Source organism: Aliiglaciecola sp. CAU 1673, from assembly GCF_029223185.1.
In the GTDB taxonomy this organism is placed as follows: Bacteria; Pseudomonadota; Gammaproteobacteria; order Enterobacterales; family Alteromonadaceae; genus Bowmanella.
The window spans coordinates 1-26,913 of sequence record NZ_JARHUG010000009.1; the positions used below are offsets into that span (position 1 = coordinate 1).

Annotated in this window: 23 protein-coding genes, 1 tRNA gene and 1 pseudogene; 13 read left to right on the top strand and 12 right to left on the bottom strand. The window is 50.4% G+C overall.

Features of this window, described 5'->3' with window-relative positions:
• Positions 1–93 (top strand): IS3 family transposase (locus P2G88_RS09995; RefSeq protein ID WP_275793917.1); only part of this gene is annotated, 93 nt, incomplete at its 5' end.
• Positions 94–106: 13 nt separating this feature from the next.
• On the opposite strand, the gene P2G88_RS10000 is transcribed toward P2G88_RS09995, so the two are convergent.
• Complete coding sequence (locus P2G88_RS10000; protein ID WP_275795724.1) at positions 107–619, bottom strand: hypothetical protein; 513 nt, start codon at positions 617–619, stop codon at positions 107–109.
• A 255-nt stretch (positions 620–874) separates the two neighbouring features.
• On the opposite strand from P2G88_RS10000, the gene def reads away from it, so the two are divergent.
• On the top strand, positions 875–1,354 hold the full coding sequence (def, locus tag P2G88_RS10005) for a peptide deformylase (RefSeq protein WP_275795725.1): 480 nt from the start codon (positions 875–877) through the stop codon (positions 1,352–1,354).
• Between the two features lie 191 nt (positions 1,355–1,545).
• Here def and P2G88_RS10010 read toward each other — a convergent pair whose 3' ends face one another.
• From P2G88_RS10010 to P2G88_RS10020, 3 genes are all read right to left on the bottom strand, one after another.
• Complete coding sequence (locus P2G88_RS10010; RefSeq protein WP_275795726.1) at positions 1,546–3,078, bottom strand: leucyl aminopeptidase family protein; 1,533 nt, start codon at positions 3,076–3,078, stop codon at positions 1,546–1,548.
• 202 nt (positions 3,079–3,280) lie between these two features.
• Positions 3,281–4,984, bottom strand: coding sequence for a protein adenylyltransferase SelO family protein (locus tag P2G88_RS10015; RefSeq protein ID WP_275795727.1), 1,704 nt, complete (start codon positions 4,982–4,984; stop codon positions 3,281–3,283).
• A gap of 321 nt (positions 4,985–5,305) precedes the next feature.
• A complete protein-coding gene (locus P2G88_RS10020) occupies positions 5,306–7,654 on the bottom strand; it encodes a zinc-dependent metalloprotease (RefSeq protein WP_275795728.1) in 2,349 nt (782 codons plus the stop codon).
• Between the two features lie 232 nt (positions 7,655–7,886).
• Here P2G88_RS10020 and P2G88_RS10025 point away from each other — a divergent pair, with 232 nt between their 5' ends.
• The 6 genes and pseudogenes from P2G88_RS10025 (at position 7,887) to P2G88_RS10050 (ending at position 11,417) form a co-directional block, all read left to right on the top strand.
• The gene (locus P2G88_RS10025; protein WP_275795729.1) at positions 7,887–8,147 is read left to right on the top strand and encodes a type II toxin-antitoxin system ParD family antitoxin; all 261 of its coding nucleotides are present in this window, start codon (positions 7,887–7,889) and stop codon (positions 8,145–8,147) included.
• The gene (locus P2G88_RS10030) at positions 8,134–8,427 is read left to right on the top strand and encodes a type II toxin-antitoxin system RelE/ParE family toxin (RefSeq protein WP_275795730.1); all 294 of its coding nucleotides are present in this window, start codon (positions 8,134–8,136) and stop codon (positions 8,425–8,427) included. Before P2G88_RS10025 ends, P2G88_RS10030 begins: the two co-directional genes overlap by 14 nt.
• 146 nt (positions 8,428–8,573) lie before the next feature.
• Positions 8,574–8,831: a type II toxin-antitoxin system Phd/YefM family antitoxin gene (locus P2G88_RS10035; RefSeq protein ID WP_275795881.1), complete on the top strand. Its 258-nt coding sequence runs from the start codon at positions 8,574–8,576 to the stop codon at positions 8,829–8,831.
• A gap of 95 nt (positions 8,832–8,926) precedes the next feature.
• A pseudogene (locus P2G88_RS19445) lies at positions 8,927–9,121 on the top strand (type II toxin-antitoxin system RelE/ParE family toxin); the annotation flags it as partial.
• A 338-nt stretch (positions 9,122–9,459) separates the two neighbouring features.
• Entirely contained in the window at positions 9,460–9,942 is a 483-nt protein-coding gene (locus P2G88_RS10045) for a hypothetical protein (RefSeq protein ID WP_275795731.1), read from the top strand.
• A gap of 794 nt (positions 9,943–10,736) precedes the next feature.
• Complete coding sequence (locus P2G88_RS10050; protein WP_275795882.1) at positions 10,737–11,417, top strand: hemolysin III family protein; 681 nt, start codon at positions 10,737–10,739, stop codon at positions 11,415–11,417.
• Between the two features lie 192 nt (positions 11,418–11,609).
• Here P2G88_RS10050 and P2G88_RS10055 read toward each other — a convergent pair whose 3' ends face one another.
• From P2G88_RS10055 to P2G88_RS10070, 4 genes are all read right to left on the bottom strand, one after another.
• The gene (locus P2G88_RS10055; protein WP_275795732.1) at positions 11,610–13,310 is read right to left on the bottom strand and encodes a PAS domain-containing protein; all 1,701 of its coding nucleotides are present in this window, start codon (positions 13,308–13,310) and stop codon (positions 11,610–11,612) included.
• Between the two features lie 194 nt (positions 13,311–13,504).
• Positions 13,505–13,750 carry a hypothetical protein gene (locus P2G88_RS10060; RefSeq protein ID WP_275795733.1) on the bottom strand — a complete coding sequence of 82 codons (246 nt, stop codon included), beginning with the start codon at positions 13,748–13,750 and terminating at the stop codon, positions 13,505–13,507.
• A gap of 614 nt (positions 13,751–14,364) precedes the next feature.
• A tRNA-Leu gene (locus tag P2G88_RS10065) sits at positions 14,365–14,451 on the bottom strand.
• Positions 14,452–14,672: 221 nt separating this feature from the next.
• Positions 14,673–15,146, bottom strand: a complete 474-nt coding sequence (locus tag P2G88_RS10070) for a VOC family protein (RefSeq protein WP_275795734.1) — start codon at positions 15,144–15,146, stop codon at positions 14,673–14,675.
• A 202-nt stretch (positions 15,147–15,348) separates the two neighbouring features.
• On the opposite strand from P2G88_RS10070, the gene P2G88_RS10075 reads away from it, so the two are divergent.
• The 3 genes from P2G88_RS10075 to P2G88_RS10085 all read left to right on the top strand — a co-directional run bounded on the left by P2G88_RS10075 (position 15,349) and on the right by P2G88_RS10085 (position 17,145).
• Positions 15,349–15,801, top strand: coding sequence for a c-type cytochrome (locus tag P2G88_RS10075; RefSeq protein ID WP_275795735.1), 453 nt, complete (start codon positions 15,349–15,351; stop codon positions 15,799–15,801).
• 140 nt (positions 15,802–15,941) lie between these two features.
• The gene (locus P2G88_RS10080) at positions 15,942–16,598 is read left to right on the top strand and encodes a GntR family transcriptional regulator (protein ID WP_275795736.1); all 657 of its coding nucleotides are present in this window, start codon (positions 15,942–15,944) and stop codon (positions 16,596–16,598) included.
• Positions 16,599–16,608: 10 nt separating this feature from the next.
• Positions 16,609–17,145, top strand: a complete 537-nt coding sequence (locus tag P2G88_RS10085; protein WP_275795737.1) for an RDD family protein — start codon at positions 16,609–16,611, stop codon at positions 17,143–17,145.
• 67 nt (positions 17,146–17,212) lie between these two features.
• Here P2G88_RS10085 and P2G88_RS10090 read toward each other — a convergent pair whose 3' ends face one another.
• Positions 17,213–18,064 carry a hypothetical protein gene (locus tag P2G88_RS10090; RefSeq protein ID WP_275795738.1) on the bottom strand — a complete coding sequence of 284 codons (852 nt, stop codon included), beginning with the start codon at positions 18,062–18,064 and terminating at the stop codon, positions 17,213–17,215.
• A 297-nt stretch (positions 18,065–18,361) separates the two neighbouring features.
• On the opposite strand from P2G88_RS10090, the gene P2G88_RS10095 reads away from it, so the two are divergent.
• Both P2G88_RS10095 and P2G88_RS10100 read left to right on the top strand, forming a co-directional pair.
• The gene (locus P2G88_RS10095) at positions 18,362–18,694 is read left to right on the top strand and encodes an antibiotic biosynthesis monooxygenase (RefSeq protein WP_275795739.1); all 333 of its coding nucleotides are present in this window, start codon (positions 18,362–18,364) and stop codon (positions 18,692–18,694) included.
• Positions 18,695–19,175: 481 nt separating this feature from the next.
• Positions 19,176–20,039, top strand: a complete 864-nt coding sequence (locus tag P2G88_RS10100) for a hypothetical protein (RefSeq protein ID WP_275795740.1) — start codon at positions 19,176–19,178, stop codon at positions 20,037–20,039.
• Positions 20,040–20,431: 392 nt separating this feature from the next.
• Here P2G88_RS10100 and P2G88_RS10105 read toward each other — a convergent pair whose 3' ends face one another.
• Genes P2G88_RS10105 through P2G88_RS10115 form a run of 3 tightly spaced genes read right to left on the bottom strand, consistent with a single transcriptional unit; the run spans position 20,432 to position 26,908 of the window.
• A complete protein-coding gene (locus P2G88_RS10105) occupies positions 20,432–22,597 on the bottom strand; it encodes a GH92 family glycosyl hydrolase (RefSeq protein WP_275795883.1) in 2,166 nt (721 codons plus the stop codon).
• Positions 22,598–22,604: 7 nt separating this feature from the next.
• Positions 22,605–24,395, bottom strand: a complete 1,791-nt coding sequence (locus tag P2G88_RS10110; protein WP_275795741.1) for a sodium:solute symporter family protein — start codon at positions 24,393–24,395, stop codon at positions 22,605–22,607.
• A complete protein-coding gene (locus tag P2G88_RS10115; RefSeq protein ID WP_275795742.1) occupies positions 24,386–26,908 on the bottom strand; it encodes a glycoside hydrolase family 2 protein in 2,523 nt (840 codons plus the stop codon). Before P2G88_RS10115 ends, P2G88_RS10110 begins: the two co-directional genes overlap by 10 nt.
• Positions 26,909–26,913 lie beyond the last annotated feature (5 nt).

The window sequence follows — 26,913 nt, forward strand, 5'->3', positions numbered from 1 at the left end:
GAGTACATTGAAGTTGATTACAACCGGCAAAGAAGGCACAGTGCTCTGGGCTACCTGAGCCCGGAAAACTATGAGAAAAAACTAGCAGCTTAACCGGTGTCCACTTTTACTGGTGCAGATCATTATGTGTTGAATCAGTCCCGCAGCCATTTGGATAATCAACGGAAAACATTTCTTCTTTGATCATGCGTTTAGACTTCACCAAACCATCTTGAAACTTAAACACTTGGAAACTCAATAACTTTTTATTCACCAGCAAGCCAAAATGGCTGAGCAATTCATGCTCAACCTTATCAAGTGCTTCAAGTCTAACAGGCTCAAAGATTCCGTTCTCATTCGCCTCCCAAACTATTTCCATGGCATTAGGATTTTTAATATCAACAGCATACTTTTCACTTTTCAACCCGAGCAGACAAAGCGCCTCATCACGATCAAATTCACAAAAAGTATAGTCACCAACACTAACCTCTTTGTTCAGTTTTTTATAGGCACCAAAGTTAGAGTAGCCGCCAAACTCATCCTTTAACTCTTCAGGAGATAAGACTTCGGAATAAGAAACAGAAGAAACAGAAGAAACAGAGACAAGAAGCAAAAATAAGACAAAAGAGAGATTTTTCATACAATTCCTTTTGATTAAGAATACAATGACTCGAATTCATAAATCCATTCAATCTTTTCCGGAACAACTTACAGGCTCATATACACCTCCAACTCCTGCACTAATCGCAATCTTTTCCGAAGAATTTATATCGCAAAAAAAATTGTCAATTAATATTTTCAACCTTCAGTATTCGAGTATTTTCTCCAGTGAGGATGTATTCTGCAGTGTATAAGAAAAATCTGTATCCGCGATAAACGAGCGCGGAAACACCACATGCAAATAGCCCAGATTGGCGAAGCCGTATTAAAACAGCTGGCCCACGACGTGCCCGCCGAAGCCTTTGGCACCCCTGAGCTGAAAGGCTTCACAGAGGCTCTGCTAAAGACCATGCAGGAAGCCAATGGCGTCGGCATCGCCGCCCCGCAGGTATTTGATGGGCGCGCCATTATGTATGTGGCCTCCAGGCCCAGCCCTCGCTATCCCGACGCGCCGCAAATGGAACCGCTCCTGTTAATTAATCCGCGTATCACCAGCCAATCGGACAACTGGGTGTGGGCCTGGGAAGGCTGCTTGTCCGTACCGGCGCTGCGCGGTTTTATCCAGCGTCCGGACCAGGTGGAAGTCAGCTATCAGGATATTGAAGGCAATCCATGCCACATCCACTTTGAAGGCTTTCTGGCGCGCATCTTCCAGCATGAATACGACCACCTGATTGGCAAAACCTGGCTCGATCATGTGACCAGTACCGAGTAAATCATGGCGGAGTCAGTATGGCTGCGGCAGGTTGCCGCACAGAAAAAGGGGGGAAGCCCACTAAGGCTAAGAAATGCGAATAGGTTTTGGTTTAAACAGTAAATTTGCCAATATCCCGCGTCGGCAAAAAGGAGAGAGATTGGTGGCAAAGGACCACAGCCAATCCTCTCCGCGGAGCAAATCGAGTGTGCTTATTGAAGAGTCGACAGCCACTCGACCAACAGCCGAACACCATACCCCACACCACCGGCCGGGATTTCGTTCTTGGTTTTCGTCACACTTTCATTGCCGGCAATATCAAGGTGGGCCCAACGGGTTTGCTCTTGCACAAACTGCTTGAGGAACATGGCTGCAGTGGATGCGCCGGGGCCGTCAGAGCCAGTATTGGTGGTGTCAGCCAGGGTGCTTTGCAGCATATCTCCGTAGGCTAGCGGCAAACGCCATAAGGGCTCATTGACTGCTTCACCTGCAGCGCTTAATTGCGCAATCAACTGTTCATCATCACTGAACAACCCGGCATAGCGATCACCCACGGCGCGAATTTTTGACCCTGTGAGGGTAGCGATGTTGACCAGGATCTGGGGGTGATACTGCTCCTGCACGTGCCACATGGCATCGGCCATAATCAACCGACCCTCTGCGTCGGTATTAATAATTTCCACCGATTTGCCCGACATGGAAGTAATAATGTCGCCCGGCAATAATGCGGTTTCCGAGACCATGTTGGCGGCCAAAGGCATAACGGCAATCACATTTACTTTTGCCTTTTGCTCTGCCAGTGTTCTGACAGCCCCTAATACCGCTGCGGCACCAGCCATATCCCCCTTCATGCGGGCAATGCTTTCGTGGGTTTTGATGTTATAGCCGCCGGTATCGAAGGTAATGCCTTTGCCAACCAAGGCGATGGGTTTGTCATTGCTGCCTTTATAGTGCGCCACCATCAGACGCGCACCGGGGGCACTACCTTGCCCAACAGCGTAAAGCAGGCCCATGTTCATTGCTTTGATCTGCTCAGCGCTGAATACATCAATCTCGACATCCAAGCCTTTAAGGGCTTTTTGTGCTTCATCTATAAAGGCAACCGGATTCATCTCTGCAGCGTTGGTATTGACCATGTCGCGGGCGAGAAACACCCCATTTTCAATGGCGCGAAGCTTTTCATAGTGGCGCTTTGCCTCCTTATCCGACTCGATAATGATGCGATAGTCGTTATTGGGGGCCGACACTTCTTGACGGTAGCGGTTAAAGCGATAAGAGCCCAGCGAGATCCCCTGGGCGATATGGGCAGCAAGCACATTTTGATCAAGCCTGGCTTGGATGCCCTTGACTACAACATCAATTTTCTGCACATCTTTGTGGGTGAACATTTGTGCAATATTACCACCTAGGGCAACCGCGTCGGCACGGTCTAATTTTTCAGGGTCACCAAGACCCATAACCAATACCTGCAGTGTGTCACCGTCGGCCGGCGTGACCAGCTTAAGCTGGCTATTGTGCTCCCCCTTAAAATCGTAAACAGCAGTGGCGTTTTTCAACTGCGTTTTAATGTTGTCATCGATATTGCCTGACAGATTGCCAGTGCTGTCGCTGAACTGAAAAAGCACACGGGCGAAGGTGTCGCTGCGCACAGAAGTGGAAAACTCGATACTGGTGGCATTGGCAAGGCCACTACCGACCAACAGCAGAATGGCAGCGCAGGCTTGCCATAACCTAAGGTTTTTCATAAGCATCTCCAAAAGCGTTTTTATTGTTATTAAGTATCTGGCCGATACGGAGCGTATTCAGTTAAACAAACTGGCAACTTTTCAGCAGCCAATCCAACAGGGGCTGCAATCTGATGTTGCTCGCATATCCATCAGTTATCTCGACCGCGTGAATACGTTATGTCGCCAAAAACGATTACTTTTTTCTGAAGTTAAACGCCCATTAAGACGAACAGCTGTAATGGGCGATGCCACCGGCATCAAAAAACTCAGCGGGTCGCAATCGATAATATTTGTTTTCCATCTCTGGCGATTGCTCATCATAAGGCTTGGTTAAGACTGCCTGTAACTCCTCAATCAGGGCATAGTTGCCTTGTTCGGCTTGCTGGTAGGCGGGCACAATCAGCCACTCCCGCCAGCTGAATTTGGGATTGACCTGTTTCATCTTGGCAGAGGTCTCGTCCCTATCTCCCTGTTTGCTGATCTGCTCACGCCAGCTTGTCAGCCATTGCTGCCAATCATTACATACATCTTCTGTTGGCGGCGAATAGAAACTCTTGCTGATGCCGGTGATGTCACTGGGGAGCGCCGACAACTCGCGGAAAAAGACGGTGTAATCTACATTGGTGCGTACCATCAGCTGTAATAACTGTGTGACCCGTTCGGCATCAAACACCTCCAGCCCCAGCTTGGAAGCCCACATGTCTTCCATCTTGTCTTCCATCACAGTGGCAAAGCCACTGCAAATGCTATTCAGCTCTTCCATTTTGCTGGGATGCTGCGACAGCAAGGGCATCAGTGCCCGGCAAAACATCTCAAAGTTCTTTTGTGCCGCCATAGGCTGATTTAAAAAGGAAAAGTGGCGTCCTCCACCGGTCCAGGGTTGAAACATGGGTTCAAACAGCTCGCAAAACCCGAAAGGCCCATAATCCAGGGTAAACCCGCCGCCTGCGCAGTTGTCACTGTTAAAGTTGCCCTGGCAGTAACCCACCCGAATCCAATTGGCGACCAGGGATGTCAGACGCTCACGAAAGGCCATGGCCAGTTGGATAAACTGATCTGGCATTGTCAGGCTGCGATCAATCTCAGCGCTATACTCCCGCTCAATTAGATGCAGGACTATGGCCTCTAACTCTTGCAAAGCATTGGGGTGCTGATTGCTCCTTGCTCTGCGGCCGAACAGCTCAAGCTGACCCACCCGCAAAAAAGACGGCGCAACCCGTGTTGAAATAGCCACAGGGTTAGAGACCATAATCTCTGGTTCGAAGGAATCGGAGCCCGGCAGATACCAGGGGCGATCGACCCTTTCTGACTGAGAAACAAACAGACAGAGTGAGCGGGACGTAGGTACGCCCAGTGCATGCATATGCTCTTGTGCCAGAAACTCCCTCACGCTTGAGCGCAATACCGCGCGGCCATCGGCGCCGCGACAGTAAGGCGTGCGCCCCGCACCTTTAAGCTGCATTTCCCAACGCTTGCCGTTGATAACGGCTTCAACCACCGAAATGGCGCGGCCATCACCATAGCCGTTGCCGGTATGAAAAGGGCATTGGTGAATATATTCGGTCCCGTAAATGGACAGCGCATAGCCAGTGGCCCAACCCACTTTATGCATGGGTGGCGGTACCTGTGAAAGGTCTCCTGAAAACAATCGCTTAAACTCTTCTGTTTGGGCCAGGCCATCGTCAAAATCCAGCTCACGGAAAAATGTTTTGCTGTGCGCTACATACCTGGGATTTGCTATAGGAGTAGGTTTGACCGGCACATAGTGCCCACTAAACACCTGCCTTGGCCGATAATCCTCGCCCGCTTCTTTAGCATCTGGATCCGGGGTCAGGGTGTCCATCAAAGAGTAATCAACCAGCTGGGCCAGATCGCTAAGGGTCTCTACAGCCTTTGGAGTCTTGTTCGGGAGTTTAGTGGTCATGATGTCGCAAAGATGGTCTTTTCAGATAGCTTAACCAGATCCTAGTCCAGCATCTATTCGAGTACGACAACAATTACCTTATGGCCTAAGGATCCAAAAGTGACGCCAGCCTGACACGTCGATACCGGTTGGTAAGCAGAAAAACAGGAGTGGACTAAGAACTACGAGCTACGAGCTACGAGCTACGAGCTACGAGCTACGAGCTACGAGCTACGAGCTACGAGCTAAAAATGTGAGTTCTTTTAGTACGACAAGGGCAAGATCTCGTTTTCTGGGGAGGGGTGTTTTTAGGGGCGCCCTTACAACGCCCCTTCTGTTGCTCTAAATAGGTGAGCCCGGTGGCAACGGCATGGGCTTAAAGCCAGGCTGCCACTCACCACTGTCTTCGAAGGCTTGCCATTGTTGGTAAAGTAGCTTCAGATTGGCGTCTTTGTCATGCTTATCCAGCCAGTCACCGAGGTTATCCATCTGTTTGTACACAGCGGCTCGTGCCTCAGGCGCCAGTTCCTCGCTGATAAGGCTATTCATCAACTGATAAAAGGCCACATGCTGCACACGTTGCTCAATCAGCGCCCACTTACCCTTAGCGTCTTTGGTTTGTATCGCGGACTTAATAAGTTGGCTAAGCACAGCTTCCAACTGGCCTTGTGCAGACAATCTGTTAAGGCGCTGCGGGTGCAACAGCATGGCTAGGGTATGGTTTGCAGAAGCCTCGGCAGCAGAGAGCGGATCAAAGGCAAGCCCCAGGCGCCCTTTAAAGCTCTCACGGCCATCGCTGTCGCCATAGGCTTTAGGCGGAATCAGCGCCAATAGCTCATCGGATAATGCCAGAAACTGCGGTTGCAGTGTGGCTAGCAGCCCTTGCACTGCCTGGCGCTGCCTGTCCGCATCCACCCATGTAAAGCCTTTGGGCTCAGGGTACTCCCCTTTAAGTTCATACTCGTAGAAGGCTCCGCCCACCAGCTTACTGACGGCTTCCACCTGATAACGATGCAGCAAATAGATTGGCACTAAGGCTTCATGCAAGCTGGATAAGGGTTGTCCGGCAGCAATATTGTTAAGACCAAAATCATTCAAGGCAACCTGACGAACCGCCATCAGGCGTTTAAGCTCTGCCACCGGGTCGGCGCCATTGTCCCATAAATGCCCTATGGCACTGACGGACCCTGCGGGCCGGGCATCTTCATCGGCCATATACTGCAATCCGTCGGCTTTGGCCTTAGCCACCAGTGCCGCCAATTGGTCTTTGGAGTAATCACCGTATCCATAGGCAATTGCGTATAGGTCCCACTCTCCCAAGCCTTCACGGTAAGCATTATCCAGGCTGATGTGACTGTCTTTAAGTTCCACGTAGGGGTGCGGATAATCCATCACCGAAGCGCGGCCATTGGCGCTGGCGGCAAAGTTGTGGATCAGGCCAATGGTATGCCCCACTTCATGGGCGGACAACTGGCGAATTCGGGCCAATGCCATGGCCTTTTGCTTTTCCACATCGGCTGAGGTGTCAGCATAGGGCGCGGTCAGACCCGAAGCGATCAAAAAATCCTGCCTGACCCGAAGCGAGCCTAAGGTCACATGGCCTTTGATAATTTCGCCGGTTCTGGGGTCGGTCACGCCCAGACCATAGGACCAGCCTCTGGTAGCGCGATGTACCCATTGAATGACGTTATAGCGAATATCCATGGGGTCAGCGTCCTCAGGCAGGGTTTTGACCTGGAAGGCATCTTTGTAACCGATTTGCTCAAAGGCCTGGTTCCACCACATAGCCCCCTCATACAAGGCCGTGCGTACCGGCTCCGGCACCCCGGGATCCAGATAATAAACAATGGGCTCCACCGCTTCGCTGACCTGCGCGTTAGGATCTTTTTTCTGCAAGCGATGACGTGGCAGCAGGCGCTTTATCATGGGCCGGTCAATGGCGCTGGCGTAATCCATATATTCCACTTTCCAATAGCCTGAATAGGGATGGAAATAGCGGCTTTGGTAACCGGTTTCAGGCAGGGCCACCAAGGAATGATGCAAATGCACAGTGATCGCATCGGGATGAGGGGTAACCTGGCGCACAAAATCCCCCGCCTTGCTGCCAGCATAGGTGACAAGGGCCTCAAGCTCGGTATTTAAGGGAAAAGCCTTGGAGCGCTTTAAGTAGATACCGCTACGATTAGCATCGACTTTGTATTCACCCTGCTTTTGTTCCGCCAGGCGTGGGCCTATCTGATGAATATCGCTAAGCAGAAAATCGCTGTAGTCCACCAACCATTGATTAGCATCGCTGGCCACCACCGGCAAACCGGCCAATACCGATGTGGCAAAAGCCTCCTCAATACTGGCCCGCTCCGCCTGATTCTCACTGTCGGCACGATAGTAGGCATTGAGCTGCTTCAACATCACTTTGTTGCCGAAGCGTTCAAACTGCACTAAGCGGGTTTCGCCCATCTGGCCACGGTCCAGACCGATATCGTTGGAGCCCACTCCCCGGGGTAAGGAGCTTTGAAAGATAAAAGGCTGCTCCAGCTTATCCACCAACAAATACAGTTTGTCTTCGCTGGGCTGATAGTAAAAATCAAAATAGCCCGAGTGATGCTCCATGCCCTTGGTAAAGTCCTGGATCCCCGTTGCCAGCGCCATTGGACTGACCAACAGAAAGAGTAAAAAGGCCCATTTCCTCATTTGTGCTCCCCGATATTGTTGTTTTTCCTGAACTTACCTTATTCCTGAACACAAAGCAGCAAGACCACTTATATATGCTGGTAGATGGCAACATAAATGAAAGGAAGATCGACTTTGATGAGAACACTAACCACTGAGACTTTTTAGAAGAGATACCGTCGGTCTAACTTTCTCTTAGAAAATGGCTATAATATGCGCATATTGTAGGCATATCATGTGGGGAAATGGGTAAATGAACATCACGTTGGGCCCGGAATTTGAAAAGCGCATTAACGAGAAAGTCGCCTCGGGCCTGTATACCTCCGCCAGTGAGGTCATAAGAGACGGTTTGCGACTGTTGTTCGAAAAAGATATGTCCAAGCAACAGCAGCTTGAGATCCTAAAAGAGGAGGTCAGCAAAGGCTTCCAGCAGTTGTCCAATGGGCAAACCTCCGATAAGTCAGCATTGGACATTTTTGCAGAAGTCAGCAAGGAAATAGATGGCAAGCTATAAGCTATCCAAGCTTGCCGAAGAAGATTTACGCCTTATTTCGACCAAAACCATTGAAGAATGGGGAAGGAGTCAGGCGCAGCACTATGTTGCATTGCTACATCAAACACTGACGCAGATTACCAATACACCTGACATTGGCAAGAGCCGGCCAGAGTTGTTTGAAAGCGCCAGAAGCTTTCCGGCACAAAAGCATGTTGTTTATTACAGAAAATCTGAAGATGGCATTGAGGTAGCCAGAATATTGCACCAACGCATGGACGTATTTGCATCATTCGAATGAGCGCAACATCTCCCCTTTTCAGCCTGGCAGAGCGGGCCTGAGGGGAAATCTGCATTTTAAAACCTCAACTCCCGGCATGGCATGCGTTGATGGTTCAATGCGGTAAAAGTGATACTATAGTGTCACTAACATGATGGGTAACAAGTCTGAAAACCGAATTGGTGACCACCTTAAAGCGTCAAGCCACCAAGATACTGGCCGATCGGCATGAATCCAAAGAACCAGTGCTTATCACCGAGCACGGTAAACCCTCTGCTTACTTGTTAGATGTGGCAGACTACGAGGCAATGCGCCAGCGTATGGCCATTCTTGAGGGTATCGCCAGGGGCGAAGCGGCCATTCAGGAAGGCAGAACCATCACCCAAGATGAGGCTAAAGACAGGCTGTCCAAGTGGCTGAAATAATCTGGACAGCCCCGATCCTCGCCTGCGAGTATATTGCCTCTTCCATCCCCCAGGCAGCCAAGAAACCGATACGATGAACCCTTGAAAAGGTAGACAGGCTATCAACCCACCGGGCATCGGGAAGAATCCCCCCCGAAATTCCAGAGTTTGGCTACCGGGAGGTAGTGATAAACCCGTTACGTGTTTTTTATAAGCACCAAAGCAAACAGATTTATATCTTGTTTGTGATGCGGCAAGAACAGGATCTTCGCCGGTTTTTGCTTGGTGAATCAGGAACTCTGACCCTTTGATCAACGCCTTGATCCCAATGGCTATCCTGCCCATTTCGTGCCCGAAATGTGTTTATATATACACTCATAGTCAAACTAAGGCTTTGTGTATTGTTGAACACATTTATTACAGCTTGGTTTTAGTGAATTTGGAATAAGCATAAAAGCTATCAACACTTGTGCCCTGCCTAGGGCAAATACACTATATTTGGCTGCAAGACCGTTTTACCCAAAACAATGTGCGGATTTTTAGCGATTGCGCCGGGCTACAGCTCTGAGGTTAAAAAGTGATCCTTCACTGCACCAAGAAACTTTATGCAAAACTGCCTGACAAGACGAAATCTGTAGGGTCAGAAATAATGGCTATTGGTTCCCGGGCGCAATGGCTTAACTGGCATGCCAATCTCATCACTATTCAACGCAGACAATGTGTAATTGCGTTACACGATGCAACCCGCTTCGCTCTGTTTATTCCATGCCTGACCAAAAAAGACTTCGCTAATTTCGACTGGCATTTTCACGATGTCTTTATTAACACCTTGCTTAAAAGCGAGGTTCCGCCAGAGCTGATAGACGTCGCAACGACCAGTTACCAGCCACTCACATTCGATACAACCTGCAACCGTTCAGTACAAGGTACGATGAATCAAATTGCACAAGAGATTGATTACGGCCTTTATTACATCAATGCCTCAGTAGCCGATATCAGCCCATATCGATACAGCGCAGAGTTAAGCCATAGACCATGCAATGTGAAAGGCCATAAAGATTGCATTTGGCCAGATAAGGCGATGGCTGAGCTATTGGCAAAACTCCATAAAAATCACAATAACACTGCATAAAAACAGCAGTAGACAAGGACAGGATGTATGTCAGCAGTAAAGAATTTAACCTTCATCAGGTAAAATTCGCAGTTGGGGGACGATCATCATGGGTAAACACAGTCCGCAATGGGTGAAAACGTGGAACCCATTGAGGTGTTTACGCGACAGTTCTTTCTGGAAAAGAACTGAACATCCAAAGGATGGCCCGAAGGGCGTAGGGCAGGAAGCCCGAATTAACGCAGAGGATGCCGTAGCTGGACTTTTACCGGCGGCAGGATGTCAGAGGGAAAAGCGTATATGACCCACTCAATTCTGCACAGGTGGTAAAGGCGACGCCAATCTCTAAGGAACCGCGCGCGAAGCGGCGGATTTTGAATATGCAGCGCATATTTTAATACTTATATTTCAGCTACTTAAAACGCGTTAAAGACACTTTGCATATTCTTTGCGAGACATGTTGATTCCCCTGGTGTTGAAGGAATGCTAGTAACTGACGAAGGAAAAGACGCTGGTGTTATCTACTACAATAACTGCAATAGGCCAATTGATAGACAACGATTTACCACCGGCCATGAACCAAATACCTGATCCTATTAATGCTACAGTAGCCGGGACCGCGTGCAGAAACGCCGTGAATCCGTCCCTGGAGGTTCTGCCTCGTCATCCTTGACGAGGAAGTTCTGCATCGCGCTTCCCGCCCACTGCTCAGCATGCTCTACTATTCGGAACCTTTATTTAGGTCACTTTTTGTTACTGCATCATAATGGCATTATGAACATACAGTAACGCAGATATGTCACACTTTGGGTACGATGGCGACAAGTATTCCCGGTTTTAGCGACCCTTTCAGCTCCATAAGCCATCTACTGGCCGCATTGCTCGTCCTGCATTTTGGTATGGCGTTGTTCCGCCAGGCACAGGGGAAGCAGGTGCGTGTGGTAACGGTTAGCATTTATGTGTTTACTGTGTTTTTTTTACTATCGATGAGCGGAGTGTTCCATCTTCTGGACCCTGGCACAACTGGGCGGGAGGTGTTAAAGCGACTCGACCATGCCGGTATATTTCTGTTGATCGCGGGCACCTTTACCCCTATCCACGCCATCATGTTCCGTGGTTTCTGGCGCTGGGGCTTTCTGACGTTGATCTGGGCCCTTGCCATCACCGGCGTCGTCCTGAAGACGATTTATTTTAACGCACTGTCTGAATGGCTGGGGCTTATCTTTTACATTGGCCTGGGCTGGATGGGTATTTTGTCGGCCTGTCTTATCCATCGAATGTATGGCTGCGAGATCATTAAGCCGCTGTTGTTCGGGGCGATCGCCTATACCTTGGGGGCGTTGCTGGATTTTTTGCGTGTGCCGGTGCTGATCCCCGGCGTGCTGGGGCCCCATGAACTATTCCACATCGCAGTTTTGGCGGGCATTGCCTGGCATTGGAAGCTGGTAAATACACTGCTGAGATGGCCAGAGAACAAGGGCCCTGTTCAGCGTTAGCTCAGGGAATCCCTACCTCACAGATCACCATAAACAGGATAAACACGAGAGTTATCATAACTTGGTGGTCAATATCCGTGTGTTTACCCCCAAAACCACAAGCGTAGAGGACCTGCAAATCGACTTTCTCATCGAGCTTGGCCCCATCATGATCCGCTACAATGAACCCTGGCCCCCCAAGAAAATGCTCTTTCAGTAGTGGGAGACATTTTTGTAGAGATGACACTGCTTAAGGGCATTGGGCTTGGCATTTTTTATTGCAATAGCCGCTTGGCTCAACAACTCTTGCCAGTTCGCACTGTCATTGGGGTACAGCTTCATGCCGCTTCGAAGCGTCAATTTCACTTCCTTCTGATCGATAACACAGGGTATAGAAAGCCTAGTGCGCAAGCTATCAAACATGATTTCAACATCGTCAGGCCTCGCTATGTTCGCCAACAATATGACGTACTCACCATTGCCAAGGTGATAAAGGCTGTATTTTTCCTGGATGGTTTCTTTGATACGCGACATCACCTCGGTTGATATGCGACTCGCTAGCTCCCCGCCAATTTCATGGTCCTGTGCTCTAACACTTAAATGAAAAACAGCCCGCGGTTTGTGTTGGAGTTCAGCCTGCTCGATAGCCTGGTTCACCCCTTTCTCCGACAACTGGCAATTGGGCGGTCCGGTCATGAGATCATGCTGTAGGGATTTTACCCTGTTGGCAGAACCAGCGTAGGATTGTGACGCATCCCTAAAAATCAGTACCGCACCACAGACCTCCCCCACCTTGTTATGCAACGGCGCTGCCACATTTTCAATCAGAGTTTCGGAACCATCCCGCCTGGTCAAAATGCAATCTTTGGCTAACTTCATCGTTTGATTAGATGCCATGGCTAGATGCGCTGTATCGTCCAACGCCACGCCAGTCAGCGCGTCCCTGATATTAAAGACCTCAGCGAGGCTTCGCTCCACCCCTTGCGCAGAACTCCAGCCGGTTATTTGCTGAGCGACGGAATTAAGATAGGTTACGCGACTGTTAAAATCGGTCACCAGGACAGCCTCATGCATGGTGCGCAACGCAAAGCGCTGTGCTTCCTCGGGTAAGGCCTGACCATACACCTCAGGTAAATCGGAAAAACCTTCTGTGGCTTGCGCTGTGATATCCTCCAGCAGCCGCACGTGGCCTTGCAGGATGTTGCCTTCATGTAAGAAAGCACCATTTATACGAACCAGACGAATGCTCTGGTTTTTGTGGAGTATCCGCATCTCTGTATTAAAGGGCCGCTGAAGCGTATGGACCTGACGCCATTCGCGCTGGACTCGCAGACGATCCCACGGATGAATGGCATCAGCCCAAAAGCGTCCAAGTAACTGCCCAGAAGAATAGCCAGTGATACTCTGGTAAGCCCTGTTGGTATAGGTAATCTGGCCCGACAAATCCAACACGACGATCCCCATTGGACAAGCCTCACCCACAGCCCTAAATCCGGCGATGGATATGTTCAAGACATTGTTTGTTTGTCTACTGGCCAGGTTATAGCGCAGAACACGCCCTAGCAGGTCATTGTCGATTCTGGCTTTATCCAGATAATCGTTAGCTCCCAGGGTCATGGCCTGAAGTGCTATCAGTATGTCCTTTTTTGCACAAAGAAGAATAAGCAAGGATCTGGGTGCTAAGGCCTGAATCTCTTTGAAATATTCCAGTCCGTTTTGCGCATCATCGGTGATATCCAAAAGAACGATGTCAAAATGAGACATTTTGAGTAGCCGCTTGGCATCCTGGCTGTCCCTGCTCCAGGACACTTTAAAACAAGGAGCGCTCAGCGCATCCAAAAACCACTGGAGGCGCCCGGCTAAAACTACATCGCCTTCGATAAGTAAAAGAGTAAAAGACGGTTTATTCATCATCTTGCCGCTCCAATGCATCCGTTTCCGTTGTCACCAGGTTAAAGGACAGCTTTCCCTTTATGCTTCATGGCAGGCACAGGTTCTTATGGCTAATTAGGGAGATGATGAATTTAAATACCGCGCCCATCTGTGCGTTTGCGCACCCCTACGCAGATAACTGTGTTTAAATACTGAACATCCTGCCGCCCGACCAACTAAATCATATGCGAGATGGCATTCGGAATGTGAGTCGTGCTGATAGGATCCTCAATGTTTTCCTGTAGCAAATGGTAAGTGTCATCGTAGGTCCATTGGCTGCTGCGCCCGTCCATCTCGGTAAGGCCGGTTTTGCGACTCTTGGCATCCAGAGCATAGGTATAGCGGGAGAGCGGATTGCCGGCGGCGCCTTGGGTGCTGACATCCGTTACCCGGTTTAAGCTTTCATAGCTGTGCTCGGCCATCAGGCCGTTGGGTTAATAAATATGGGTTTGGTTGCCCACCGCATCATAGTCAAAGCGGGAGCTTTGCTTCTGATGGTCGGTGACCGCTATCAGGCGATTTAACGAGTTGTAGATCAAGGGACCAGAGTGTTTGATTAATAACTGGCAAATTTAACGAGTTCAAAGATTAGGATGTTAAAGGAATTTGTGCCTGGGGGTGGAACAGAACCGTTATGCCGGTGGCATAACGCAGTCTGTGGAACGACGCGACACGACGTCGCGGCTGGGGGCCGATCATCATGGGTAAACACCGTCCGCAATGGGTGAAAACGTGGAACCCATTGAGGTGTTTACGCGACAGTTCTTTCTGGAAAAGAACTGAACATCCAAAGGATGGCCCGAGGGGCGTAGGGCAGGAAGCCCGAAGTAACGCAGAGGATGCCGTAGCTGGACTTTTACCGGCGGCAGGATGCCATAGGGAAAAGTGTTAAGCACTCAATTTTGCACGGACTCTACAGGCAACGCAGAACTTTCAGGAACCGCGCGCGAAGCGCCGGTTCGAGCCCGACCAGATACGCCAATAGGTAGACCAAAGCATGAAGCTTTAGTTGTGCATCGAGAATTTAAGTGAATTATGGTGCCTGGGGTCGGACTCGAACCGACACAGTGTTGCCACCGGCGGATTTTGAATCCGCTGCGTCTACCGATTTCGCCACCCAGGCAGGGAGAGTCTTTTGACTTGAAGCCCGGCTCGGTTGCCGGTAGATGACTATGGATAACGGTGAATGTTATCGCTTTGTCATCAAGAGGCCCGCATTATAACCGGCGCTATTGGCCTTGCAAGTACTTTGTCTGACTATACGAATGAGTTGACTAGAATTTAATCAGGTGAGTGCTTGATCGGGCCAGCCCCTTTTCTAAACTGGCCAAACCAAGGCAAACCTCACTGCCCTTCCATCTGCTTGGCAAACTCGTCCATACGTTTTTCCATCTCCTCTGCAGAAACATCCTCAATATGGGTGGCTATGGACCATTGAATGCCAAAGGGATCCAGAAGTTTCCCCATACGATCGCCCCAGAATTGGTCGACCGGAGCTTCTATCTTTTCACAGCCAGCATCAATGGCCCGCGTATAGGCCGCATCCACATCAGTCACATAAATCATAAAGCTCACCGGTGAACCACCATAGTGTTTGGCGGAATAAGCCTTCATTTCCGGAAATTCATCGGCCAGCATCATGCGGGCATTACCAATCTGCAGCTCGGCATGGGCTATCTTATCGCCCATGGGCATGCGAAACAGCTCTTCGGCGCCAAAGGCGTTTTGGTAAAAGGCGATGGCGGCATTGGCGTCATTGGAAATCAGATAGGCGGTAAGGCTGGTGTAGCCTCTCGGGATGGCTTCAACTGTTGGCATGGAACACTCCTTTTCAGTGACTTTGTGTTATCGGCAGAAAAGCATAGCTCATGGCCGGGCACCTGTGTGCCCGGCCCAGCTATTCCAGTCCGACTCAACAATAATACTGCCTATTTATTGACCCGCATCATGGCGACTTTTTCTACATGACCTAGTATTCAATAAAGTTGCTTTGGCAATGACTTAAGTAGAGGAAATTAATATGAAAAAGTTGGTTATCTTGACCCTTTTCGCCTTTGCCTTGACAGGCTGTGAGCAGGGGAAACATGCTTCGACAGGTTTCAGTCTGCCTGAAGGGGATGCCAAACGCGGCGAACAGGTTTTCCTTAGCTATGACTGCCTTGCCTGCCACACCTTGGCAGGTTACGAAGATCCGGAACGCGAATCATTGCTACCCAAGCGCGTGCCTCTTGGTGGCGACCGTACCCGCATCACTACCTATGCCGAGTTGGTAACTTCCGTGATCAACCCCTCTCACAAGCTGGCAAAAAGCATGTGGCCGGAAGAAGTCAGTGATGAGCAGGGGCAATCGCTGATGACCAACTTTAACGACGTAATGACGGTTACCGAACTCACCGACCTGGTAACCTTCCTGCAGCCTCAATACAAACTGAAAGCCTTTAACCGCACAAATTATCCCAATTACTTTCCCTAATCCTTGATGCCCCGTGGTTCGGCTTATCAATTGCCGGATGAGCTGGTAAACTCTTGCCACCCTGATAAAGGCTTTTAACGCTTTATCAGGGTGTTACCGAACCTGACGCTGCTTACCAGTGGACAATCACAGGACTCCATGTGCCCGCAATAGAACACAAAACCAGAACGCAGTTGGCCGCCGAAGCCATCCGGGAAAAGATCTTACGGGGCGAAATCAAAGCAGGAGAGCAATTGCGTCAAGCGGCGCTGGCCGAAGAGCTGAATATCAGCCGCATTCCGGTGCGAGAGGCGCTGATGCAACTGGAAGCCGAAGGCCTGGTGGAATTTGAAGCCCACAAAGGAGCCACCGCCACCAAACTATCGACCGACCAGGTAACCGAGTTGTTTGAGCTGCGCGCCTTACTGGAAACCGAGCTACTACGACTCTCCATTCCCAAGTTGCAGGAGAAGCACCTGCTCCACAGCGAAGCCTTACTCGAAAAAATGGCCAAGGCTTACGACGACAAAAATAGCATTGATGATTGGAGCAGCCTGAATAGCCAATTCCACTTAAGCCTGTACGAGGCGGCAAACAGACCATTAACCTTTGAGCTAGTGCAAAACCTCAATACCAATGCCGATCGCTATGTGCGCGCCAACCTGATGCTGGCCGGCGGTACCAGTAAAGCGGAAGCCGAACACGCCAAATTGCTGAAGTTGTGCCGCCAGGGCAAAACCGAGGCGGCTTGCGCGCTTTTGCGCCAACATATATTAAGCGCCGCCGATGACATCATTGATATGCTGACCGAGCAGTAAACAGCACCTTATGCCAAAGTCAAAGAAGCAAAAATCCAATCCCGCCACAACCGAAGTATTTCCCCGGGCAGGCTTCTTTAGACGCCTTGCTGCCATCGTCTATGACGCACTGATGGCAGTGGCTGTCGGCATGTGCGCTGCCATGGTGATGTTAGTGCTGTTGATCCTGTTATTGGAAAACGGTGTGCTGGAGAAACAGGGCCTGGAACATAGCAGCGAGGTCATTCGACAATCCTTGCTCTACACCAGTATTTTGCAAGTCTGGGTTATTGCCTGGGTCATCGGCTTTTTCCTGTGGTTCTGGGTGCATGGCGGCCAAACCATCGGCATGCGTGCTTGGCGCCTACGGCTGTTTAGCCTGGATGACAAGCCCATGGGCTATGGCCGTGCGCTGCTGCGCCTGATGGCTTCCCTGGGTGGCCTTGGCACCCTGCTGGTGCTGCTGGATATTAAATATAAGCAATCGCTGCAGGACAGAATCGCCCGCACTGAAATGCTGGTGCTTTCCAAAGAAGCCAACCATCATAAAGCTTGGAACAAGCTATAATTTGGATTGATTACAGACTCAAATATAGCCGCCCAAGTTGGGCGGCTATATTTGCTTTATGCGTTCATTATTTACTTAGGGTACAGCCTTTACCTGGTTCGCTGAATTTGCAATCTATGATCAAGGCAGAGCCGATAGGCAGATTTTCTCCCCCAGTTATTACCACTCCACGGCTACGCAGGAACTCTACAGTGCGCATAATGGCCTCATAGTTACCCTGATCATAGAAATTTGTATATTCCCCATTGTCGGGGATCTTAACGTCAATATCTGTACCTGAGCCGCTTAACGGCTCAATTTGTAGCGAAGTGCTTCCGTCAAGCCCATAAAATAACCCCTTAAATACAAAGGTATAGGTAGTGCCATCCATGAATCTAATAGGAATGGTGATATTTACGGGCAACACAGTGTTGACAAACTGGACCGACAAGCTCCCTGCGGCAGCTGTGAGCGCACCAGCGACATTACCAAGGACATACTGATTGATGGCATCGGCTACATTGTTACGTAATGACGCAGTTTCCGCGATTGTATAGGCACTGTTAATATTAGGGTTGTTTAAGTAAGCTGCAAGCCTATTGATATCTATACCACCGGAATGCAGGTCCACAATAAAATCGTAGCTACGCTTGACTTCCAACGTACCGGCCTGGATTACTTGGCTAACGTCTGCCGGGTTAATCATAATCAGATTATGTTCCCGGGTAATTTCATAAGCTTTTAGCTTATCACCTTGCCTATCCCAAACATGCACCACACCACCTTCGGGTGCAGTTCTCACCGCCGCCGATTGCATCTGACTTTCTGTACAATAATTGCACAGAACCATATTGGGTTCAGCCGCCTGGGTCAACCATGACGCGGACAACAGGCTTCCCAGCACTAATCCATTAACCATACTTTTTATAAACATTTCCATATTATCCCTTTCCTTTTTAAAGAATAATTATTGCCCAATAACAAGGCCACTTGAGTATATTTTGACAATATATTTTGTCAACCAAACGCTGATTTACCGCTTCTATGGCATGCTCTACTACCGAATTATGTTAGCGAAAATATTGGCCCGGTATACTTAATGCGAGACGGAGAACACTAAATAGTTTGCATTTAAGCACCAACAGTTATTCTAGGTAGTCCTTAGTCATTGCACTTGTTGAATAAGACCTTGGAAAACTATAATCAGCGCCCAGCTCAACGACTAGGAACGCTGAAGATGTCCGCCAGCCAACAACACCAGCCACCACTTTTTACCTATATCTGGGAATACCGGGTAGCGAATAAGAATCTGGATGAATTTGTCAGGCTGTATGGTCCACAGGGCGAATGGGTGACGCTGTTTAAAAAAGCGGATGGCTATATTGGCACCGAACTGCTGCAAGATCAGTACGACAGCAACAGATTTATTACCATAGATAAGTGGCGCAGCAAAGCAGACTGGCAAAGCTTTGCAGAAGAGTACCGCCATGCCTTCAATTTAATCGATGCCACCGGCGAGCAATTGACCCAATCCGAACGCATGATTGGACAATTCAACACTTCTCTTTAGCATCTCCACATCTCCCAGCCATTGGCGCAATGCTCTGCTGTGTCTTAACCTTGTTTCTTATCCAAATCCCCAGCCTTAAGAGAACAAGATGAAGCTCGGCGCATTTTCCGTCAGCCTGACCGACCCCGATGGCAATGCCATCTTGATTGATCAGCATCGGTAACAGTCTCTTATAGACTGTATGCTAGCCTGATGAATCTGTGTTTAGTCTCACAGTTTGCTTAGATCGTAAGCGAGTATTGTCGGGACGTACTCAAAGATACAATTAACTATTGACATTCAAGGCGCATTGTATGCATAGTTTTTTTGTCATATATGACATGTAATTTACCAACTGAAATTCTTAGAAGCAATCGAAAGGACGCGATATGAAAAAACGGTTTTTCTTTTACTATTAATAATATTGTCCCTTGGCTATGCGCCGCAATCTTTCGGTTATCTTATTGACCCAGAGTCATTTGAAGAAGAGTTTGGAAGTCATATGGAGTACACACGTTATAAACAATTTAACGAGTCGCTCAATATAAAAGACAATACGTTTTGTGATTTTTTGCGAGGAGAAGACCTTTGTCTGCTCGGCATAAATAAACAAAAGTACGCAGTTGATATTAAGAACTTAGACGCAAAGAGGATAATACAGGAAAGGAATACAGAACAAGCAACTGAGCCTGCTAGATTAGAAAACCTTGATAAAATGGAATACGAAATTTTAGTATACTTTGCAATATATGTTGAGGATGGAATACGAAGGCTAAGACAACAAAGTTTGCAATCAATATCTAAGCCTAATCTTTCTTCCCACAGGTTAACCCATTCAATAGTTTCGTCAAACGCATCTGGTGTTGTTTGCGGACCAGCTTCAGACCCTCTAATAGCAAGTTTAATCCCCGATCAACCATTTTTAAATGCGTGTATAAATCATGATATGTGTTATGCATCTTTCAGAAATAAGTATTGGTGTGATGAAATGTTTCTGGCGCAGATGAGAGAGATAGCAGAACATCTTGCGCAATCCCTTAGTATTGATTTCCCATTTGAAGAACAGTTTTTATTTGGTGCATTAATGACTATGGCATACACCTATCATGCAGCAGTTGTGCATCTGGATACAGCACTATTAGCATATTGTGCTAATAAAGGAACGAGTTGTATTGTTAAAAAAGGAGAATTGAATGTGGTAAGCAGCAATGGTTCTGCGATCGCTGGCTCTGGTGACGGAGGTTCAGGCAGTATATTCCCACCTGAATTATATAACAACGGAAGGTTTTGTGTTATGCCTGTTCAGTATTATACATGTGCTCATAACAGCTGTATCCCTGGCCTAATTTATATACCTTGCCCTTAAGGAGTGAGCATTCAGTTTTTAATCATTACGGCAATAGGTGTTCTGTTTGGACTAATGCTGACAAAAGTAAAGAGTATTTGGCTAAGGATAGTGGCATTGATTCTTTTACCGCCTGTAGCTTCATTGATTTGGGTGGAAAACAGGGTATCTATGCTTCCCGCTGAAGGAACTCAATTAGCACCAGTTGCTGCGTTGACCGTCTCACTTATTGTTATAATTTCATCTACAATTACGCTGCTGTTGTATTACGCTTTGAGAAGAAAAAACTAAGATTGTAACCTTTTAAGGACCTTCACATTGAGAAGGTCCTTTTTAATTAGCGATAGTCATATCATCGGTAAAGGCGCCTGTTTTCCAACAATGGTACAGCTTTCTTTAGCTACCTTTCGTCCCTAATCCCCAAACTCAAACAGCAGCTCACCACCCTTGAGCAGTTCACTATGATGAATACTAGGCCCGGAAATTTCCTTACCGTTAAACAGCACCCGCTGCACAGGATTATCGCCCTTATCGCCGGTTTTGCTGATGGTCAGCGTCTTACCACCGGGCAGGGCCAGTTCCACCTTATCGAACAGCGGGGTGCCCAGCACATAGTCGCCGCCTACCGGGTTTAGCGGGTAGAAGCCCATGGCGCTAAACACATACCAGGCCGACATCTGGCCGAGGTCGTCGTTGCCGGCCAGGCCGTCTGGCTGGGCTTTGTACATGGTGTTTCTAATCTCGCGGATGCGGGCCTCGCCCTTATGTTTTTGCTGGGTAAAGGCGTAGAGGTAGGCCACATGGTGCACCGGCTCGTTGCCGTGAGCGTATTGACCGATTAGCCCGGAGATATCTGGCGAAACATCGCCCTGCATCTCGGAGCTGGTGCTGAAGAGTTCATCCAGCTTGGCCACAAAGGCCTGTTCGCCGCCAAAGAGGTCGATCAGTCCCGGCACATCGTGGGGCACAAAGAAGCTGTATTGCCAGGCATTGGCCTCGGTGTAATCGGTCTTGCGGTGTTCCACATAGGTAGGGTTAAAGGGGGTAACCCAGTTGCCTTGCTTGTCTTTGCCGCGCATAAAGCCGGTCTGCGGGTCGAACAGGGTGCGGAAGCTTTGCGCCCGCTTGCCAAAGTAATCGGCCTCACCCTCCTCGCCCATGGCCTTGGCGAGCTTGGCAATGGCATAATCGTCAAAGGCGTATTCCAGGGTTTTGGAGACCGCTTCCAGTTCCAGCTCCGAGGGGATATAGCCGTACTGACGATACAGATCGAGGCCGAATCTGTCCTGCATGGCCGAGGCCTTGGCGGCGGCCAGCAAACGTTTGGGGTCGGCACTGGTCAGCCCCTTAAGATAGGCATCCACCAGCACCGGCACCGCGTGGTAACCAATCATCACATCGGTCTCATTGGACATCAGATCCCAGGTGGGCAACAGACCCGTCTCGTCATAAAAACCCAGCATGGAGTGCACCATATCGTCCACCCGCTCTGGGTTACTTAAGGTCAGCAGGGGATGCAGGGCGCGAAAGGTATCCCACAGGCTGAACAGCGAATAGCGCCCATAACCCTTGCCCCGGTGCTCCGCACCGTCGGCCCCGAAGAAGGCTCCGTCCACATCATGGAACAGTTGCGGCGCCACAAAGCTGTGGTACAGGGCGGTGTAGAAGATGGTCTTGGCGCTCTCATCCTTATCTTGTACCTGAAACTTACCCAGCTGCGCACGCCAGGCGTCTTCGGCCTTGGCACGTAAGCTATCGAAATCCTGCCCCTGGGTTTCCGCCAGCAAGTTGGCCTTGGCGCCGTCGATACTGACATAGGAAATGGCCATCTTGGCCGTCAACGCCTGGCCTTGCAGGTCGCCGAAATTCAATACGATTTTGCTTTGTTTGCCCTGCCACTGGTCGCCCTTAACGGCTTCATCCTTTTCATAAAGATGATGGCTAAAGGGCTTATCAAAACGGGCGGTAAAATACAGCGGCTGAAACTTGGCCCAGCCGGTAGAAAGGCGATAGCCGCTTAGGGTATGCGCATCTTCGACGCGAAAAAAAGTGACCACGGCTTCGTCATAGTTTTGTGCATAGCCTAAGTCAATCAACAGCTTGGCGTCTTCACTGCCCTCAAAGCCATAGCGATGCACGCCGCTGCGCTCAGTGGCGGTGAGTTCGGCCTGCACCTTCTCCTGCGGCAGATACAAACGGTAATAGCCGGGGCTGGCGCTTTCCCTGTCGTGGCCGTAGGTTGTAAAGATGCGGCCCTTTTCGTCTTTGCGCCTATGCGGGTAATCGCCGCGAAAGGGCATCACCAGCACATCCAGCATATCGCCGACGCCGGTACCGGATAAATGGGTATGGCTAAAGCCCAGCAGGGTGTCGTCGGAATAATGGTAGCCCGAGGTCCAGTCCCAGCCTTTGGACGGGTTATCCGGTGATAGCTGCACCATGCCAAAGGGCAGCAAGGCGCCGGGAAACGTATGGCCATGACCGCCGGTGCCGATAAAAGGATCAACATACCTGAGCACATCATCGGCCTTGACGCTAAAGGAGAGCGGTAACCACAGGCCGGTTAGTAACAACAGCATTCGCATATCAGTCTTCCAGTTTTTCGTACCAGTTTTTCTTCAAAAACCAGGAGGTTAAGAGCATCAGGGTGGTAGCGATGGCAAAGCCCTGCCAATCCTGAACCACCAGGTAGAGGGGCATCACCACCAGGCACAGCTGCCAGGCGATGCCCACCACAATATTGCTGATATCCCGGCGCGGATTGGCATCGTCAGCAAAGGCCGGGTCCTGGGCAAGGACCTTGGCCTTCACGGGTTGCCAAAAACCCCAGGGACGGACCTGGCGATAAAAGGCGATCAGCACCTTATCCTGTTCGGGGGCAGTGACCAGGCTACCGATAATCGAACCGGCCAGGCTGACCAGCAAGATGGCCGGAAAGGCAAACAGCGGATGGGTGCCGGGTAACAGCAGGGGCGAGAGCAAAGAAGCCAGCAAACCGGCCATCATGCCCCAGAAATAGCCGTAGGCATTAAAGCGCCACCAATGCCATTTCAGCAGGTTAGAAGCGGCATAACCGCCGAACAAGGCGCCGAAGATCCACTGCATAATGTCATTGATGCTTTGCAGCAGCAGGCCAAAACCGACGCCTATCACCACCAGCACCAGCGACACCAGATAGCTCAGGCGTACATAGGTCTTTTTATCGGCATCGGGGCGAAAATAGCGCTTATAGATATCGTTAACAAAATAGGCCGGGGCGGCGTTTAACGAAGCCGCAAAGGTAGACATAAAGGCCGCCAGCAACCCGGCAATCAGCAAGCCGGTCAGGCCCACCGGCACAAAGTTATTGATGGCATAGGGTAGGATCTGTTCAAAATCAAAACCGTCGCCCTGGGCCTGGATCTCTGGCCCCATATACACCAGGGCCAGTACCGACAGACCAGCCACCATCATATAGCGCGGGAAGAACATCACCAGCGACACCAACCCGCTCATCTTGGCCGCCTCTTTCGGAGATTTGGTGGCCAGGATGCGCTGCATATCATAGTTGGGTACCGGACCCGCCAGACTGAACAATACACCTTTAAACAGCATCATCAGCAGCATTAAGCCGAACAGCTCCATGCCGTCGGCTTGAATTTTGGCGTTGACGCTGTCGATCAGACCCTGCCAGTTCAGATCCAATTGCCAACCAAACCACAGGTCGCCCCAGCCGGGTGGGGTAGCGGCAGCAATCTGCTCGGGGCTGACCAGGTTAATGGCGATAACCCCCACCGCAACGGCCGCCACCGTCATGATCACAAACTGCAGCACCTCGGTAAACACCACCGAGTACATGCCGCCTTTGACCACATAGGCGGTGGTGACAGCGAAGATAATCAGGGCGTAGACATCGGGGCTAAGCTGCCAGGGAAAGAAGATGGCGGCGAATTTACCAATGCCCTTAAAGGCGTAGGCGATAAAGCCCACGGCGCTGACCAGGGCAAAGATCACCACCACCAACTGGCACAGCTCGGCACCCCGGCCTGCGCCAAAGCGGGTTTGCAGCCACTGGGCACCGGTCATTACATTGGAGCGGCGCAGCCAGGCCGACAAGTACACCATCAGGAAGATTTGGTTGAAAATGGGCCACACCCAGGGCAGCCAGGCGCTTTTCAGGCCATAGACAAAGCACATGGACACCAGCCACATGGTCCCGGCGATATCAAACATGCCCGAGGCATTGGACACGCCCAGGGCCCACCAGGGGATCTGCTTACCGGCCAGAAAGTAGGCGTTGAGATCTTTGCTGGCCTTATTGGCGATATAAAAACCCAGGGCCAGGGTGGCCGCCAGATAGGCGGCGATAATGATAAAATCCAGGGTACCTAACTGCATAGGGCCTCTTGGGCAAAGCTGTCCAGCAAAGATTGATATTGCAGGCTTGCCGCCAATGCTTGGATGTGTCCGGCATCCAGGCCGGGCAGGCGTAGTTGCACCTGCTTCTGCTCGCCGGGCAACAGGTCAAAGAAGTTATCGTTAAAATTGGCATCCACGCCGGGGATCTCCAGGTACAAATGACGCACTAGGGTATCGGAGCACAATGTGACTGTCAGCTCCTGGTCAAGGGCTTGCACGCCGATATCCAGCTTAGGCCTTTGCAGCTGTTGTGCTTTGGGTGGCACAAAATAATGCAGATTGCGGCATAGCTCCCTGCCCTGACTATCCTGTAGGCTAACCACCAGCACCAGTTGCCTGGCATCCCCACCGCTGAGCAATTCGGCGCGGTTAAGCGTGGTGAGCACCGCGCTGTTGTTGCCTGCCAGTGTCACATCCTGGCGGGAAGACCAATGGCAGTCACCGGCAAAATCCAGCAAACACATAGAAAGCTCGGCTGGTATGGCTTCCAGGCAGTCATTCACCGCCCAAACTAACAGTGCCTCCTGTTCCTCCCGCACCGAAAGCAGTTGCGGGGCAAAACTGCGTGCCGCCTGGTAATGCAGCGCCTTCCAGCGCCCATAGTAGTCGATGCCCGACCAGGAGGCGGCGGGCCAGGTGTCATTCAACTGCCAATATAAAGAGCCCATGCAAAAAGGCATGGCCGTGCGATGGGCTTCAAAGGCCAGGCGCAGCCCCTCGGCCTGTTGCACCTGACTGAGGTACAGCAAGGCATCGAAGTCCTTGGGCGGGTGATAGTCAGCCTCAAGGTAGCGCTGGATCAGGCCGTTGCCGCGGGGATGTTTCTGATGCTGAGTCATCACCGGTGAGTCCAGGCGGTGGTCTTCTCTGCCACTGAAGCGCGCCATCGAGCTTGGCATGGGAAAGGACTGAAAGCCGAATTCACTCATAAAGCGCGGCACCCGACGCTGGTATTCGCTAAAGGGCTGCTCGCCGTGCCACACCCCCCAAAAATGATGGTTGCCTATATGATCACTGTCTTCTTCCCAAAAGCCGATGGGCGATGAACGCAGGTAAAAGCGACCGCCATCCAGAGACTTAACCGCCCCGGGTAGGCATTGGTCAAACAAACACAGATAGTCATCCTTGAGGCGTTCGTAAAGTTCTGGGCTGTAACCAAATTTTTGCGGCCACTGCCAATGCTTGATGCCCATTTCCACTTCGTTATTGCCACACCACAGGGCCAGGCAGGCATGGTTACGCAGCCGTTTGATGTTGTACTCGGCCTCTTGACGCACATTGGCCAAAAAGTTTTCATCCCCCGGATAGAGGGTGCAGGCAAACATAAAGTCCTGCCAAATCAGAATGCCGTGTTTATCGGCCAGGCGGTAAAAGGCATCGTCCTGATAAACACCGCCGCCCCAGACCCGCAGCATATTCATATTGGCCGCCACCACTGCCTCAAACTGCGTGGCCAGGCGCGCCGGGGTCATACGGTGGATTAAACTGTCGCCGGGAACATAGTTGGCACCTTTCATAAACACCGGCACACCGTTGACCTTAAGGTAAAAACTTAAGCCCTGAGCATCCGGCTCATTGATCACTTCCAGGGTGCGCAGGCCCACCGCTTGGGTTTGCCTGTCCAGGGTTTGTCCCTGCCGTTTGAGACTAAACTGAAAATCATAGAGAAAGGCCTTCCCGAGGCCATTCGGCCACCACTTTTGCGGATTGTTAAGGCGCAAAGGGATACGCACCTTATTGCTATCTTTTTTCAGGTCCACAGGTAATGATTGCGCCAGCTCCGGGGCCTGAGTGCAATCTAGTTGCAGCATGCCCTTGAAATCATCCAGGGCCTGGATATCCAATGCAAATTCAAAATCGGCTTTAGTGTCATCCAGATGATGCAAGCGGTAATGGATATCCTCAAACCGGGCGCCCTGACTCCCCTGCAGATAGATATCCCGCCAAATGCCGCTGGTCACTAGTCGCGGACCCCAGTCCCAACCGAAATGGCAAGGCGCCTTGCGACAAAATACCGATAACTTATCCTCAGACTTATCGTTTTCCGCCGGATAGGTCAGCCCCGCCGCCTGTTGCAATGGCCGGACTTCGTTGATGGGAGAACGAAAGTGGATTTCCAGCTGGTTTTCACCTTGCTTAAGCCAGGCCTTGCAGTCAAAGCGATGGCCGACAAACATATTGTCGCTGCTGCCAAGCTTGTGGCCGTTAAGATAAATATCGCAAAAGGTATCCAGGCCTTGGGCAACCAACTCCACCTTGGCACAGTCCTGCAATGCGTTATCCAGGACAAAGGCTTTGCGATAACACCAATCCTTTTGCTCCACCCATTGCACTTTGGTTTCGTTGTCCCCCACAAAGGGATCGGGGATAAGACCGTTATCCATCAAATCGGTAAAGTTGCAGCCCGGTACCTGGGCGTCCAGCCACTGTGACTGATCGGCCTGGCGAAACTGCCAGTGGCCGCAAAGGCTTTGGAGATAGTCTTTTTGCATAGCAA